This window comes from Exiguobacterium sp. s191 (assembly GCF_018618955.1).
Classification (GTDB): domain Bacteria; phylum Bacillota; class Bacilli; order Exiguobacteriales; family Exiguobacteriaceae; genus Exiguobacterium_A; species Exiguobacterium_A abrahamii.
Window position 1 is genome coordinate 1190380 of the sequence record NZ_JACSNC010000001.1, and the last position, 14463, is coordinate 1204842.

The window sequence follows — 14463 nt, forward strand, 5'->3', positions numbered from 1 at the left end:
CAATTCGTAAAGAGTACGTATGCTTCTAATTCCTCACTCCAACATCCAATCAAAGGAATAAGCCCCTCTTTTGTTTTCAACAATATTTTCTCATTGTGCAAATCATTCATCCTAATCCCCCTAAATAAGAACACACGTTCCTTATGCTGTTTTTAGTATGCATTATGTAATTTTTATTTTCAAGTATCATCCTGTTCTTCACAATCTCAATAATTCGACATTTTTAACACTCTCTTTCTATCAACAAACCTGTATTTCAGAATAGTGAAAGTGATTGATACAGATTTTTGCCGAAAGCTTTATTCTTTAATTAGATTATAGTTGTCGAAAATTGTCGGATGTTTTTTCACATTCTCTACCTTTATTTACACAAATGTAATTAAAAGTAATCATTTATTAGTAAAATTAGAATGAAGTAGTAAAAGGAGGAAATGTAATGTGGTTTAATGATTGGTTAAATGCTAGTAAAAATCGGAAAGAAGTAGAGCGATTAACAAAAGAACTTGAACTAATTCAACTTTCTAAGGAAGAGCTTGAGTATTTAGATGTAAAACGAGAACTTGAATTAATTAGAGAACAATTTGCTAAAGAAAAAACTGACTTGGAAGAAGAACATCTGAAACTTGGAATAAAACTTGAGAATGAGCATATGAGTCAACGTGAGAACCTTAAAAAAAAGTTTGAAGCAGAAAAACAAGACCTTCTTGAGAGTAATAAAAAACTTAAAGCTTTAAAACTAGAATTAGGTGAATATGAAGATAGACATTTGATGCATGAACACGGTCTTTACGAACCTACTTTTGAATTTGATACCTCAGATGGTTATAAAAACATGCTAACCACAATTCGATCAGAACAAAAAGAAATGATACGTAAAAAAATTGCTACTGATCATCCAAATCAATACTTCGTCGACGGAGATAAAAAACGAGGTAAAGAGTTTGTTAATGACACTATTAAACTTTCTCTTAGAGCTTTTAATAACGAATGCGATGTAATCGTTTCAAACGTTAAATCAACTAACCTTGAAAAATCTCATGCAAATATCGAAAAAGCATTTAAACAGATTAATTCATTAACTGATATGCAAACTATATCTATTCGGAGACAATACCTTCAATCAAAGCTTCGTGAGTTGCATCTTAAGCATGAATTAGAGGTAAAGAAGCAAGAGGAAAAAGAAGAACAACGCGTTATTAAAGAACGTATACGTGAGGAAGCTCGTGTCTTAAAAGAGATAGAGAACGCACGCAAGAAAGTCGAAAAAGAAGAATTTCATTTCAGAAGTGCCGTCACTTCGGTACGTGCCAAGCTAGAAGAAGCCGATAACTCCGAGAAACAGGCACTTCTCTCGAAACTTGCTGAACTAGAAGCCAAGCTGGCTGAAGTTGAGTTGATCAAAGACGACATCGAAAACCGTGAGAAGAATACACGTGCTGGTTACGTCTACGTCATTTCGAACATCGGTTCGTTCGGTGAGCATGTCTACAAGATTGGAATGACGAGACGCCTTGAACCACTCGATCGGATCCGTGAGCTTGGGAGTGCCTCTGTACCGTTCACGTTCGACATTCATGCGATGGTCTTCTCAGAAGATGCCCCGACTCTTGAAAACAAACTTCATCATCGATTTGCAACTAAACGCGTCAACCAAGTGAATCTACGTAAGGAATTCTTCAAAGTCGAAATTGAACAGATTGCGAAAGTCATCAAGGAAGAGTTCGATGAAACACTTGAAATCACGTTGGCGGCACAAGCTGAAGACTACTATCGTACATTGCAATTGCGTGAATCAGCAATTATAAATCTCTAAAGAAATGTCAATTGAACCATCGTTCCCTCCTTGTTAAAAGAAGAGTATATAAACACCTATTAACGGGTAAAATTATACGGTAGAAATCTTTGCAAAAAATAAGCAATTGAATCCTAAATTTCTAAATTCATTTAAGAAACGGAGGCATTTGTTATGATCACCAACTTTACAAAATTGAACGAGCGGTTCGCTTTAATTGAGTTTCCAGTAACGTTAACCACTATGGATGAAATCAAGATGGAATTTCCTAAAAGTGAACGTGCCTTCTATGAAATTACGTTGAAGGAATTAAAAAAGCATTTCAAACCGACCGATCAGTTGTTTACTTTCGAGGGTGTGCAGCCTACCATGACAAAGTATGGATTTATGATTTTGATGAAGGATGAGATTGTATTATCCCTTCATTCACCTGGACTATTCCCAAAAGCAAACCTCGAGCGGATTCCTATGAAGAAAGTTACTGAAGTCGACTTTGATATCGCTCCGACTCCTTTCGGTAATCCAGCGAACTTCGGTTTAGGTGTCATTCACATCAGCTACAGTAAAACATTCGGCACAAAAAAATTTACGATTCGAAATATCGATACTCAGAACTTAGATAATATAGTAGCTCGCACTCGTGCTCTAGTAAAGCAGGCTCAAGAAAGTAATGACTAAGCACCCATTCAGGGTGCTTTTTTGTACATATAAGAGTATATTCTTTGATTATTTTTGATCAAATCCAGCATAATGAGAAGCAGCAAGATGCTACACAACTTTATCCACTATGAAAGGATGTTGTTTATGTCATCAAAAGAAGTTTGGTCAGTGGAAGGATACGAAAAAGCCGATAACAATCTAGACTTGGAGTACGCCTTTACGAACGAGGCTGAAGCACGCGAGTCTGCTAAGGAGATGGCTGGTCTGTACGATAATCTTGCTGTATATGTCAAATATACTAAAACGGTTAACGGCGGCATAATAGAAGAAAGCCACTTCAATTCTAATGGAACTTATGATGATGAAGGTGAACCCTGGTAACAACGCTGCCGTCTATATGACGGCTTTTTTATACAAAAAAAGCTTGATCGAAAAGGGGCTGCACCCTCATCCATCAAGCTGTTGATTAATCTTCTGTTTCGTTCTCTAGCTCATCAACTGGAATGAACCACGCTTTCAAGCCGTAATTCTTTGCCCACATTTTTTGCTGGGTTTTCGGATTAGTACGCCAAGGGCGGAACACTCCGTAACATCCGTATTTCTCGCTGTAATATAATTTTCCCATGATTATCATGCCCCATTTCTAAAGTTTACACTTGTAAAGGGGCCAACTAATTTGATATTATGAGTCTGTACTTCCCGACCAAAGTTAGTACAGGATCATAATGCAGCAAATCAAATGATGTATCTTTACTTCGTTGGCCCTCTACAAGGGCTATTTTTTTTGACCATTTGTAAATCTCCTCTCTTAGAAGTGCTTATTTATTATTTTGGACGTCGTTAAATCTTTTCAATGCTGCCTGTCGCGAAATTCCGAATGTAGATGCAATTTCTGATGGCGAAAGATTTCCAAGCAGATGAGATGGTGCTAAAAATTCTGCTGCAAATACATCCGCTTGCCATTCTGGATCCTCGTAAATTTTTCTTTTCACGTCTGATCGGGCAAGTTGTTTTACGTTTTTATGCAAAAACAAATGCCCGATTTCATGTGCAATCGTAAAGCGATGACGCGGATTCATATTAGCAGCCGCAAGATACACATCTTCACGAATAATGATTTTATTCAAATCAAATCGATAAAGTGCATATTCTTCCATTTCACACGTTTCGACTATTTCAAGTTCTAGCGACTCACCAAATGCTCCTAGTAAGTCATGTTCGAGTATGCGGATGATGTCAATTTGAGGTACGTCTTCCATCTCAAGAGCGCTTCTTAGCCCAAATGCAAACTCCCTAAGATCCCTCTTAGACCTCGGCTTAGCTTTAAATTGCGATTGGCTCATTTGTACCTCCTGAGAATTAGTTCAAGATTTCGAACATTTTTTTCAACTGCTCTTCGGAGAGATCACCTGATTTTCTAGCCAGAGCTTTTAATAAAGCTGTACTGTTCTCTCCTGTTTCTTCCAATGAGAATGAAATCATTTTTTCTGACTCGATGATCGCCTCTTTCAATTCCCACCGTTGTTCATCCCCCAGACCATACGCGTCTGAAATCATCTGCTCCCAAGATGCTGGGACACTCCGTTTACCATTTTCGACCGCCGATAAATATGAAACAGTCACATTTAAGTCGGAAGCCATGTCTTTTAGGATTTCGTTCCGATCAATCCGAAGTTTACGACAGAATTTTCCGAATGGAGTAAGCAAAATGAAACCTCCTTTTTCACAACCCTTGATTTCCTACATCCTTATCTTACAACATTAAAAATAATTATTCAACATTTTTGTTGAATTAATTCTATTTTTAATTGATTCTAGCTTTTCTTCTTCTAATGAGCAATTGCTCATAAATGAAATTCTTACAAATTATATGGATAAATTTGATAAGATGAAAGGTGAGAACAGTATTTGTCGTGCAGGAAGGGGAAGCTATATGACGAATATAAAAAAGAACCCCACTACAGGTAAATGGGAAACGAGGGTCAGCCTAGGCTTTGATGAGCGAGGAAAACGTATCCAACGCTTTAAAAGCGCGGATACGAAGCGAGAACTGGAGTATTGGATGGCCAACCTACTCAAGGAACGCGAGGATGGATCCATCAAACGGCGACAAACGAAAATGAAGGTAGCAGATCTGATTGCGGTCTATTACGAACGTCGTGCTCCTCAACTTGCAAAAGCAACACTCTACAACCGTCGTAAGATTTCAGGACTGCTCGAGAAGGAACTCGGTAAGATGTTGCTCGAAAACGTCCGGACACACCATCTAGCGGATGTCATGATGAAATATGCGGAGTTGCGGGAGTGGAACGCAAACAGTTATAATACGATGCTCCAACAAGTCCGCGCCTTCTTCCGGTATGCCGCCGAGATGGAGTACCTCAAGGAAGATCCAAGCGCTGCTCTTGCACAGGACCGTCGCCGCGCCGTCAAGAATCATCAGGTATGGAGCCAGGAGGAATGTGAGCTCTTCATCGAGACACATGAAAAAGAACTACGCGCCCTCCCAATCATCTTGATTCTGCATACTGGGATGCGGATCGGTGAAGCCATCACCTTGCGTTGGTCGGATATCGATTTTGAAGAACGTACGGTACTCGTGAAGCGCTCGGTCTCCGACCACAACCGTTCGGCTCATCAAAACGAGAAAGCGCCTAAAAACGGACACTCTCGTCTCATCGTACTCAGTGATGCTGCAGTCGACTACCTGAAGAGCATGAAACGAGTCCAAGCGTTGCACCAGTTGAGCAAAGGTTATCGGAATGACGACGACTATGTCTGCCTGAATACGCTCGGAAGACCATTCAGCTCGACGATCGTCCATCGCTCGTTCAACTGGTTGACGGAGCTCGCAGGTGTTCCACGGATCCGGATCCACGATCTGCGTCACACACATGCCACCCTACTGCTCGAGCAGGGTGTGCATCCGAAAGTTGTGCAAGAAAGACTCGGTCATGCGAGTTATACGATAACGATGGATTTATACAGCCATGTCAGTGTAAAGTTGCATCATGAGGCTGCCGAAATGCTCGTTTTCAAAAAAAGTGTGCAATAATTGTGCAATCGGAGGAGATTTGATTGAATAAGAGAGAAACAAAAAACGTGAAATACGTTGATACAAAAGCGTTTCCGAAGGTTAACAACACTGTTCCTAAAAAATATGTCATGTTCGTCGACGAAACTGGGACACCGAAGGGTAATACACAATTCAACTTAACGGGTGTCTTGATGGAATATAAATATGCCATCGATTCGGACGAGACCGGTGAACCAAGTCCGCTTCGTCAACGTTTGATGGATTTTAAGGCAAAAGTTTTTGAAGATCCGCATATTCCCCTTCATTTGAAGGAGATTTTAAAAGCTGAGCATCCGTATGGTAAAGAAGATGGTATCACGATCGATATGTTACGTCATTTCTGGATCGCCTTACCAGAATTTTTAGTTGATATCGATTGTACGATCGTCAGCGTCGAAGTCGATAAACAGAAGCTACAAGACTTCTTCTCGACACCAAAGGATCCGTATGTCGTTGCCTTCGCCCATCTGATGAAGTCGTTTTATTCCTTCCTCGATGAGACAGAAGCAACGAGTGCGCGTGTCGTTCTTGAAAGCCGTGATGATTATCAAAACTTGCTCATTCAAAAGGCGTTCTTCGATATCTTCAATTCGGGAACGGTCCATCTCGACGTCGAAAAAAGCCGTCAAAAAATCAAAGGCTTCATCTTTGCTGAAAAAGACAGCGACCTCTACCAATCTGGTCTTGAGATTGCCGACTTGGTCTGCTTACCTTTATCTCGCGTCCGTCGTGGTGTCATCGAGGTAAAACCACGGTTTGTCCATTATGGGGACGAAAACCGGATTTTTAAAGCCATCAAAGATAAGATTTACATTCGACGCGATAGTCCGGACCAAGATTTCCGAAACTGGGGATTCAAAAAAGTACCGATCACGAAAAAGCGTCGTGAATGGTCCGATACTCCTTGGAATGGGTAATGACTCAAAAATTAGTCTCTACAAAGATAAGGGTGGCAGAATGATCTGTCACCCTTATCTAATAAAAAAGAATGACTCGTCTTTTCACGCTCTTTCCTCAGGTCTTGTTTGTCTCTAACAGCGCAAAATGCGCTTTTCCTGTAGGAGTTGCGTGTGACGAGTCATTCTTTTTTTGAGTCTGTCCCTTTTTAGGGTGTAGCTATTCCTTTTGTTCGTTTTTTCCCTTCTCGACACATGTCGAGTAACGGGCACGCTTCACAGTTCGGACGTTGTGCCTTGCAGTGATAACGTCCAAAGAAGATGAATTGATGATGGAGCTTTGACCAACGCTCCCGTTTGAAACGACGCATCAGTGTTGCTTCGACCTGCGTGACATTATCCTTCCAGCGACAGATCCCGAGGCGTTTCGAGACACGTTCGACATGTGTATCGACCGCAAAGGCCGGTACATCAAAGGCGACAGACAAGACGACGTTCGCCGTCTTGCGTCCTACGCCAGGTAAGGCTTCGAGCCCGGCGCGTTCCGTCGGGACTTCTCCGTCGTGTTGCGCAAGGAGCTGTGCCGCAAGCGCCTTGATGTTTTTGGCTTTATTCCGGTACAATCCAAGTCGTTTGATTTTGTCCTCGATTTTCTCGACGGGTGCCGCAGCAAGCGACGCAGGATCCGGATACGCTGCGAACAACCCAGGCGTCACCTGATTGACAAGTACGTCGGTCGCTTGTGCACTGAGTGCAACCGCTACGACCAGTTCAAACGGGTTGCGATGAATCAACTCACAAAATGCATCTGGAAACATCTCTTCTAACGTTGCTTCAATCCGATCGATTTCTGCCTTTCGTAACATCTCCTTAACCTCCCCGCCCTGCGAGATCCTCAAGCGTCTTGATCCCTTCACGTTCCCACGTCCGTAAAATTTGATTGATATAGGTCATTTTGCGGACATTATGATAGACCGCTTCTCGAAGTGCGGCAAGTACTAGCTCTTCCGAAATGTTCTCGATCGTCAACCACTGAATGATCTGCTCCATCTGAAACGGTGACATCATCCCGAGTTCCCGCTCGAATTGTTGGAAGACGGACGGATTGATCGTATCAAAGTTCGGTGCTTCCTGTTCCGGTGGTGCCATCAGCTTTTCGTAAAGCGGAACAAGCGAATAACGTTCAGACCCGTTGACGTTCTCCATTGCCAGTAATCCTTTTTGTAATAAACCGAGTGTCGTCTCGATCGTTTCCGTCTCGGATAGTCCAAGTCGATTACTTAACTCTTCCGGTGACGGCATCTCCATGCCCTCTGCCCGGCAAGCAAACAATTGACCAATTAACGTGAACTCGACAAAACTGATGCCTAACCGTTTTGCCTCGGTGAACAATCGTTTCGGTAAGACGACCGTCCCTTCCTCGAATAATTGCACTAAATTATGATTCATCGTATTTCCTCGATTCTCTAGTCTAAACAAGAAATCGACCCGTCGAGACGATGGGTCGATGTTTTTCCTTACTGCTTATGGATAGAGGCGGTTTAGCAAACGTGGGAACGGAATTGTTTCCCGAACGTGCTCGACACCTGTGATCCAAGCGACTGTTCGCTCTAAACCAAGACCGAAGCCACTGTGTGGAACAGAACCGTATTGGCGTGTTTCGAGATACCATTTATAAGCACCTGTCTCGTCAAGACCATGTTTCTTCATCTCAGCGAGGAGTTTTTCATGATCTTCTTCACGTTGTGAACCACCGACGATTTCCCCGTATCCTTCAGGGGCAATCAAATCATCACACAAGACGAAGTCTGGGTTTTCCGGATCTTCTTTCATGTAGAACGGTTTGATTGCTTTTGGCCAGTGCGTGATGAAGACAGGACGTGCGAAGCTGTTTGCGATTGCTGTCTCGTGTGGTGCACCAAAGTCATCGCCGAATTCGATATCGTCGAATCCTTGCTCCTTGAGCATGTCGATTGCTTCCGTGTACTTGACGCGCGGGAACGGTGCTTTAATGTTTTCAAGGACCGTCAAGTCACGTCCAAGCAACTCAAGTTCCGCACGACAGTTTTTCAGTGCTGATTGCACAAGGTGCGAAACATAGTTTTCTTGGACTTCGAGGTTCATCTCGTGATCGTGGAATGCCATCTCAGGCTCCATCATCCAGAATTCGATCAAGTGACGACGTGTTTTTGATTTTTCAGCACGGAACGTTGGACCGAACGAGAAGACCTTTCCAAGTGCCATTGCTGCCGCTTCCATGTAAAGCTGACCCGATTGTGAAAGGTACGCATCTTCATCGAAATATTTCGTGTGGAACAATTCTGTTGTTCCTTCTGGTGCGCTACCTGTCAAGATTGGCGGATCCACTTTAATGAATCCTTCTTGGTTAAAGAATTCGTACGTTGCACGAATCAATTCGTTCCGAACGACCATGACCGCATGCTGACGCTTTGAACGCAACCAGAGGTGACGGTTATCCATCAAGAAGTCCGTTCCGTGTGCTTTTGGTGTGATCGGATAATCGATCGCTTCATGGATGACTTCGATTTTTGAAATTTCCATTTCATGACCGATCGCTGTCCGACCGCCATCTGATTTGATGACACCTGTCACCCAGAGTGATGATTCCTGCGTTAAGCCTTTTGCTTGCTTGAATAAGTCTTCGCCGACTGTTTCTTTGACGACGACACCCTGCATGAATCCAGAGCCATCCCGAAGTTGGAGGAAGGCGATTTTACCGCTTGAGCGTTTGTTTGCTAACCAACACCCGATCGTCACTTCTTCTCCTACATATTTGTTTACATCCCGAATCATTGCTTTCAACAGTCAACATCCTCTCTCTATTAAACGGCTGTATGTGCCGTGATGAATCCTTCAATCCGGTCGAGTGCCTCTAGGACACGTGCCGGATCCGTCGCGTAAGATAGGCGGACATAGTCCGGTGCACCAAATCCTGAACCTGGAATCAAGGCGACCTTCGCTTCAGATAAAACAGCTGTACACCAGTCATCGACATTATCGAATCCACACATCTCGGCAGCTTGCTTTGCATGTGGGAACAAGTAGAATGCCCCTTCTGGCTTCAGACACGTCAATCCTTTGATTTCAATGAGTCGTGCATAGATTTTCTCAAGTCGTTCCTCAAAGATGACACGCATCGCTTCGACCGGTGCATCGCCTTCTGCATACGCAGCAACCGATGCTGCTTGCGCAATCGATGTCGGGTTCGACGTCGAATGGCTCGCTAAGTTCGTCATCGCTGAGATGATCTCTTTCGGTCCGATTGCATACCCGATCCGCCAGCCTGTCATCGCATGGGACTTCGAGACACCATTGATGATGACCGTCCGTTCGCGCATCTCTGGCAAGGACGCGATCGAAATATGTGTCGCACCGTTATAGAGCAACTTTTCATAAATCTCGTCACTGATGACGAGTAGATCGTGCTTGATCGCAACATCTGCTACCATCTCGAGCTCTTCTTTCGAATAGACCATTCCTGTCGGATTCGATGGTGAATTCAAGACGAGTGCTTTCGTTTTTGGGGTAATGTGTTGCTCGAGCAATTCCCGTGTCACTTTGAAGCGAGACGATTCGTCCGTTTCTAAAATGACCGGTACGCCGTCACTGAGTTTAATTTGCTCTGGATAACTGACCCAGTATGGTGCTGGGACGATGACTTCATCGCCTGGATCGAGAATCGCTTGGAACAACGTTGATAGTGCATGCTTTGCTCCTGAAGCGACCATGACTTCTGAGCGTTCGTATGGCATCCATAAGTCACGGCGTGTCTTTTCGATGATTGCATCCTTCAAGGCAACCGTTCCGCCAGACGGCGTATACTTCGTATCGCCCGCTTCTGCTGCCTCGAATGCTGCTTGGATGATGAATTCCGGTGTATTGAAGTCGGGCTCTCCCGCACCTAAACCGATGATGTCTTGACCTTCTTCACGTAGTGCCTTGGCTTTCGCTGTGATGGCTAGCGTCGTAGATGGTGTCAATTGTCGTACGCGTTTCGATAACATGTCGCCCACTCCCTTTACTTGATTCGTAATCGTTTGATGAAAGAACCTTCTTGATACGTGTAATACGAATAATCATAGCCTGTCGTCGTCTTTGAAACGATCTCGATGACGGCACGATCCTCAAAGCCGTACTTAGCAGACACGATGTCTCCTAGTTCCGGATGATCCGCGATGACCGTTTTGATGGCAATACCATCAGCAACTGGTCGTGTCTCAATCGTTCCTTTTTTCGGAACGAACGCCCGTACCGCCTGTCCATTCTGCTTCATCGTAAAAACGACATATTGACGTTTCCCGTTAAAGACAGATTCGAACCGGACGTCCGTCGGTTTGAGTTCTTTTTTCAGACGCGCCTCTGCTTGTTCGGCGACGCTCTGTTCCCGGTCTTTTGCCTCAGCGATCGTCACCTGATAAACGGCGGTGCCAAGTACAGTCAAAAGGATGAGTGCACTTAGCAGACCAAGCGTGATTTTCCACTTCATGTGCGGTAGATGGTAAAGACCATCTGCTCCTTGTCTTTTTCATCGAGAGCAAGACCGAACATTAAATCTTCCGTTTTCAGTGTCCGATTCAACAAGTCGACGATTTTATACGTATCGTCATGGCGGTTCACTTTGACGGTCGCAAGTGTTTCAATTTTTGAATCCATCTGTATGTCCTCCCTCATTTTTCTCTATCTATTATAATGCGATAGGGTTTATCTGAATAGACTTAATCGCCATCATTCAAGAACAATTCTAGTTCTGCCGTCAGTTCATCAAGTGGTTTTGATAAAACAGGTACTTTCGGCAGACTCGTGACGAACCGTTTTCCATAACGCGTCGTCTCAATCCGGCGATCAAGTACGAAGACGACACCTCGGTCGTTCGTCGTCCGGATCAAGCGACCAAAGCCTTGCTTAAAGCGAATGATCGCTTGCGGTAAGCTGTATTCGAAAAATGATGATTTCCCGAGTTTTTCGATCCGTTCCGAGCGTGCCTGGACGATCGGTTGATCCGGTGGCGCGAACGGTAGTCGGACGATGACGAGACAACTGAGATCATCTCCTGGGATATCGACCCCTTCCCAAAAGCTAGCCGTCCCGAACAAGATACAGGCGTCGAGTTGCTTGAACTGTTTCATCAGTCGTTGCCGTGAACCTTGCGTGACCCCTTGCGAGAGTAACGTAAACCGGTCAGGTAACAGCGGTTTCGTCGCTTCATGCGTCAGTCTTAGCAAGTCATTTGAGGTAAACAAGACGAGCATCCGTCCTTCCGTCACCTCTGCGATTTGTAAGATGGCTTCCGCAATCGTCTCTGCGAATTCCGGCAATGGTACATCCTGTAGGAGCGGGAGATCCGTCGGAATCATCAATCGCACGTTATCGGCATATCCGAACGGCGACGGAACGACGAAACGACGTGTCTCAAACGCATCGAGCCCTAAACGGTTCTCAATGAACTGGAACTTGTTCGAGACTGTCAGCGTCGCAGACGTCAGGATACACGTCCGTTTCGAAAAGACATCGCGTCGCAGTCGCTCTGAAATGTCGATTGGTTGTGTGTAGACCCGTGTTAGTTTCCGGTTCTTAACAGACGTCTCGATCCAAGATACCGTCTCATCGTGCGGGGCAAGCATCGTCTCAAAGATGGCGAGTTCCGCTTCTTCGATTTGTGACGTGATCGCTTTTAAATCTGCGACGAGTGAACGTTCGCGATAACTCATCTGCTCCCGGTGTTCATGGAATAGTTTATGAATCGCCCGGATTGCTTGACGCAAACGCCGCAACACCAATTCAACCCGCTTGGCACTTTCCTGGACGGCACGCATCGAACGGTCGAGTCGCTTGAAGCGAATGCTGACCATTCCTTCCCGTCGTGCTTTGCGGGAAGCCAGTTCGAGCCCGTATGCTTGAATAATCATCAATAGACCGTCTGCCTCTTCGAGCAACGTCGTCAGTGCCTCATCGACCGTCTCACTATGGGCTTCGACCATCTCGGCGATGTCCCATTCTTCCGACAGATCGAGCAAGCGGTGTAATAATTTTTTATCGGACGAATACCCGAGTTGTCGGAACAGACGATCAAACGTATGTCCATCAAAGACGAGACCAAAATGATGGCTCGCGACCTCTTCGATTTGATGTGCCTCGTCAAGAATCAACGGACTTCCTTTCGGTAAGACCCCGGCTTCGAACTGCAGATCACTAAACAACAAGGCATGGTTCGTGACGATGATCGTTGCATCCTTTGCTTGGCGAATCGCATGTTGGAAGAAGTCCCGGCTGTACCACGGGTCAAACCGCCCGAGTTGCGATTGGCTATCAGACTGGATCAACTGTTTGATCCCGATATTGCCTTGCGCTGCACCGCCTGGTAAGCTGACTTCTTCTAAATCTCCCGTTTCCGTCTCCGTCAACCAGACGAGTAGAATTGCTTTTGCGAGCGTGAAGTTGTAAGCATCCTCTTGATCATTCAAGAAAAATTCGAATTTCCGTAAATCAATATAGTTACTCCGTCCCTTAAGCAATGCAATCTGGACCGGCGCATCGAACAGTTGACGCAAGAGCGGTAAATCACGCGCGAATAGTTGCTCCTGCAATTGAATCGTGTGCGTACTGACGACAATCGGGACTTCATGTTCAAGTGCGTAATGCGCTGCCGGAACAAGATAACCGAGCGATTTTCCTGTTCCTGTTCCCGCTTCGACGAGTAACGGTGTTTCTTGATCGAGCGATTGATAGACATGACGCATCATCTCGAGCTGCCCACGTCGCTCTTCATATCCTTCGAATAGACGAGGGAACGTAACGGTGTTCAATTCATCAACGAATGGTCCGAACGGTTCAAGAACGGGCGGATGTGCCAACCGCTCTATCGTCTGGCGCTTTTTCAAAGCGATTTTACGGAAACGATCAAACTGTGAATCCTCCTCGATGCCGACTAAACGAATCGCATGGTCGATTTCCTCTTCGATGGCACTGAACAGGCGTGGTGATAAACGTCTTAAGTGCTTCAATGTCTCAAGCGGCAACGTATGTAGTCGTTTGAGTAGTTCAAGCAACAATTCAGCCGTCGCCGAAGCGTCACTCCCTGCCCGGTGCGCCTCTTGATGGGCAAGTTGTAATGACTCTGACAGATGCGACAGCGCGTGGCTTTCTGCTGTCGGAAGTAAGATTCGTGCGAGTTCGACCGTATCGATGACAGGACCTGTGTACGGCAAGTATCCTTCCTCTTCTAACGCATCGTTTAAGAAGTTTAAATCGAACTGCACATTATGTGCGACGAAGACACCACCGTCGAGCAATGATAAGACACGCGGTGCGATGACATCGAATGTCTCGGCCTCTTTGACATCCTCATCCGTGATGCCCGTCAACTGGGAAATGAATGGAGGAATCGGTTGGGTCGGACGCACGAAGGCAGACAATTGTTCTGTCAACTGTCCATCTTCAATGACCGCCATGCCGATCTCAATCATCTCATCGCCAGCCTTTATGGAATGACCTGTCGTTTCCAGGTCGACTACGACGTACTTTTTCTTCAACACTGATCCTCCACCTTTTATCCATCCTCTCCATGACCGGATGGCATTTCATTCTTCATCTTAACAAAAAAAGAGACCCGCTGACATGATCGGGTCTCTAAAATTTCATAAGATCGTGTGGGCGATTTCTTGAGACAACATTTGTTTGATGTCGTTCTGTTCATTTAGAACAGCCACTTTTGGAACATGTGTCGCGATTTCTTCCGTCGATAGTTGCGCGTACGCCATGATGATGACCTCATCCCCGACTTGGAAATGGCGTGCTGCCGCACCATTCAAACAGATGACACCTGAACCACGAGCACCTTTAATCGCATACGTTTCAATCCGTGCACCGTTCTGATTGTTTGTCACTTGGACTTTTTCATTTTCAAGAATCCCGACAGCATCGAGTAAATCCTCATCGATCGTAATCGAACCAACATAGTGTAAGTTCGCCTCGGTGACCCGGGCCTTGTGTAGTTTAGCGTGCATGAATGTGCGTAACAT

General features: G+C 45.0%; 16 protein-coding genes. 5 read left to right on the forward strand and 11 right to left on the reverse strand.

What is annotated here, in order from left to right; translation table 11 throughout:
- Nucleotides 1-436 precede the first annotated feature (436 nt).
- The 3 genes from KNQ09_RS06480 to KNQ09_RS06490 all read left to right on the forward strand — a co-directional run bounded on the left by KNQ09_RS06480 (nt 437) and on the right by KNQ09_RS06490 (nt 2833).
- Nucleotides 437-1813, forward strand: coding sequence for an SNIPE associated domain-containing protein (locus tag KNQ09_RS06480; RefSeq protein WP_214857968.1), 1377 nt, complete (start codon nt 437-439; stop codon nt 1811-1813).
- Between the two features lie 153 nt (nt 1814-1966).
- On the forward strand, nt 1967-2470 hold the full coding sequence (locus KNQ09_RS06485) for a hypothetical protein (protein ID WP_214857970.1): 504 nt from the start codon (nt 1967-1969) through the stop codon (nt 2468-2470).
- A gap of 126 nt (nt 2471-2596) precedes the next feature.
- Entirely contained in the window at nt 2597-2833 is a 237-nt protein-coding gene (locus KNQ09_RS06490) for a hypothetical protein (protein ID WP_214857972.1), read from the forward strand.
- A gap of 85 nt (nt 2834-2918) precedes the next feature.
- Here KNQ09_RS06490 and KNQ09_RS06495 read toward each other — a convergent pair whose 3' ends face one another.
- The 3 genes from KNQ09_RS06495 to KNQ09_RS06505 form a co-directional block, all read right to left on the reverse strand.
- Nucleotides 2919-3077: a hypothetical protein gene (locus KNQ09_RS06495; protein WP_214857974.1), complete on the reverse strand. Its 159-nt coding sequence runs from the start codon at nt 3075-3077 to the stop codon at nt 2919-2921.
- A 193-nt stretch (nt 3078-3270) separates the two neighbouring features.
- Nucleotides 3271-3795, reverse strand: a complete 525-nt coding sequence (locus KNQ09_RS06500; RefSeq protein ID WP_214857975.1) for an ImmA/IrrE family metallo-endopeptidase — start codon at nt 3793-3795, stop codon at nt 3271-3273.
- Nucleotides 3796-3811: 16 nt separating this feature from the next.
- The gene (locus KNQ09_RS06505; protein WP_214857976.1) at nt 3812-4159 is read right to left on the reverse strand and encodes a helix-turn-helix domain-containing protein; all 348 of its coding nucleotides are present in this window, start codon (nt 4157-4159) and stop codon (nt 3812-3814) included.
- A 355-nt stretch (nt 4160-4514) separates the two neighbouring features.
- Here KNQ09_RS06505 and KNQ09_RS06510 point away from each other — a divergent pair, with 355 nt between their 5' ends.
- Nucleotides 4515-5507, forward strand: coding sequence for a tyrosine-type recombinase/integrase (locus KNQ09_RS06510; RefSeq protein WP_214857977.1), 993 nt, complete (start codon nt 4515-4517; stop codon nt 5505-5507).
- Nucleotides 5508-5554: 47 nt separating this feature from the next.
- Entirely contained in the window at nt 5555-6445 is an 891-nt protein-coding gene (locus tag KNQ09_RS06515; RefSeq protein WP_353049747.1) for a DUF3800 domain-containing protein, read from the forward strand.
- 188 nt (nt 6446-6633) lie between these two features.
- On the opposite strand, the gene nth is transcribed toward KNQ09_RS06515, so the two are convergent.
- From nth to panD, 8 genes are all read right to left on the reverse strand, one after another.
- The gene (gene nth / locus KNQ09_RS06520; RefSeq protein ID WP_149427574.1) at nt 6634-7290 is read right to left on the reverse strand and encodes an endonuclease III; all 657 of its coding nucleotides are present in this window, start codon (nt 7288-7290) and stop codon (nt 6634-6636) included.
- Between the two features lie 4 nt (nt 7291-7294).
- A complete protein-coding gene (locus tag KNQ09_RS06525) occupies nt 7295-7873 on the reverse strand; it encodes a DnaD domain-containing protein (protein WP_023468616.1) in 579 nt (192 codons plus the stop codon).
- A 75-nt stretch (nt 7874-7948) separates the two neighbouring features.
- Nucleotides 7949-9238 (reverse strand): asparagine--tRNA ligase, encoded by a 1290-nt coding sequence (asnS, locus tag KNQ09_RS06530; protein WP_174316766.1) that lies wholly within the window; start codon nt 9236-9238, stop codon nt 7949-7951.
- Nucleotides 9239-9267: 29 nt separating this feature from the next.
- Nucleotides 9268-10449, reverse strand: coding sequence for a pyridoxal phosphate-dependent aminotransferase (locus KNQ09_RS06535; RefSeq protein WP_058704903.1), 1182 nt, complete (start codon nt 10447-10449; stop codon nt 9268-9270).
- A 14-nt stretch (nt 10450-10463) separates the two neighbouring features.
- Entirely contained in the window at nt 10464-10931 is a 468-nt protein-coding gene (locus KNQ09_RS06540; protein WP_023468619.1) for a hypothetical protein, read from the reverse strand.
- Nucleotides 10928-11098 (reverse strand): YpmA family protein, encoded by a 171-nt coding sequence (locus KNQ09_RS06545; RefSeq protein ID WP_012370646.1) that lies wholly within the window; start codon nt 11096-11098, stop codon nt 10928-10930. The genes KNQ09_RS06540 and KNQ09_RS06545 overlap by 4 nt, the downstream gene beginning before the upstream one ends.
- 62 nt (nt 11099-11160) lie before the next feature.
- Nucleotides 11161-13974, reverse strand: a complete 2814-nt coding sequence (gene dinG / locus KNQ09_RS06550; protein WP_058713749.1) for an ATP-dependent DNA helicase DinG — start codon at nt 13972-13974, stop codon at nt 11161-11163.
- 105 nt (nt 13975-14079) lie between these two features.
- Complete coding sequence (gene panD / locus KNQ09_RS06555; RefSeq protein WP_029341994.1) at nt 14080-14463, reverse strand: aspartate 1-decarboxylase; 384 nt, start codon at nt 14461-14463, stop codon at nt 14080-14082.

What these genes read in the sequence shown, in the direction of transcription:
- KNQ09_RS06495 (WP_214857974.1), bottom strand. Translation starts at nt 3,077, where the DNA reads ATGGGAAAATTATATTACAGCGAGAAATACGGATGTTACGGAGTGTTC.
- KNQ09_RS06480 (WP_214857968.1), top strand. Translation starts at nt 437, where the DNA reads ATGTGGTTTAATGATTGGTTAAATGCTAGTAAAAATCGGAAAGAAGTA.
- panD (WP_029341994.1), bottom strand. Translation starts at nt 14,463, where the DNA reads ATGTTACGCACATTCATGCACGCTAAACTACACAAGGCCCGGGTCACC.
- asnS (WP_174316766.1), bottom strand. Translation starts at nt 9,238, where the DNA reads ATGATTCGGGATGTAAACAAATATGTAGGAGAAGAAGTGACGATCGGG.
- KNQ09_RS06510 (WP_214857977.1), top strand. Translation starts at nt 4,515, where the DNA reads ATGGCCAACCTACTCAAGGAACGCGAGGATGGATCCATCAAACGGCGA.
- KNQ09_RS06540 (WP_023468619.1), bottom strand. Translation starts at nt 10,931, where the DNA reads ATGAAGTGGAAAATCACGCTTGGTCTGCTAAGTGCACTCATCCTTTTG.
- KNQ09_RS06490 (WP_214857972.1), top strand. Translation starts at nt 2,597, where the DNA reads ATGTCATCAAAAGAAGTTTGGTCAGTGGAAGGATACGAAAAAGCCGAT.
- KNQ09_RS06500 (WP_214857975.1), bottom strand. Translation starts at nt 3,795, where the DNA reads ATGAGCCAATCGCAATTTAAAGCTAAGCCGAGGTCTAAGAGGGATCTT.
- KNQ09_RS06485 (WP_214857970.1), top strand. Translation starts at nt 1,967, where the DNA reads ATGATCACCAACTTTACAAAATTGAACGAGCGGTTCGCTTTAATTGAG.
- KNQ09_RS06545 (WP_012370646.1), bottom strand. Translation starts at nt 11,098, where the DNA reads ATGGATTCAAAAATTGAAACACTTGCGACCGTCAAAGTGAACCGCCAT.
- KNQ09_RS06535 (WP_058704903.1), bottom strand. Translation starts at nt 10,449, where the DNA reads ATGTTATCGAAACGCGTACGACAATTGACACCATCTACGACGCTAGCC.
- KNQ09_RS06525 (WP_023468616.1), bottom strand. Translation starts at nt 7,873, where the DNA reads ATGAATCATAATTTAGTGCAATTATTCGAGGAAGGGACGGTCGTCTTA.
- nth (WP_149427574.1), bottom strand. Translation starts at nt 7,290, where the DNA reads ATGTTACGAAAGGCAGAAATCGATCGGATTGAAGCAACGTTAGAAGAG.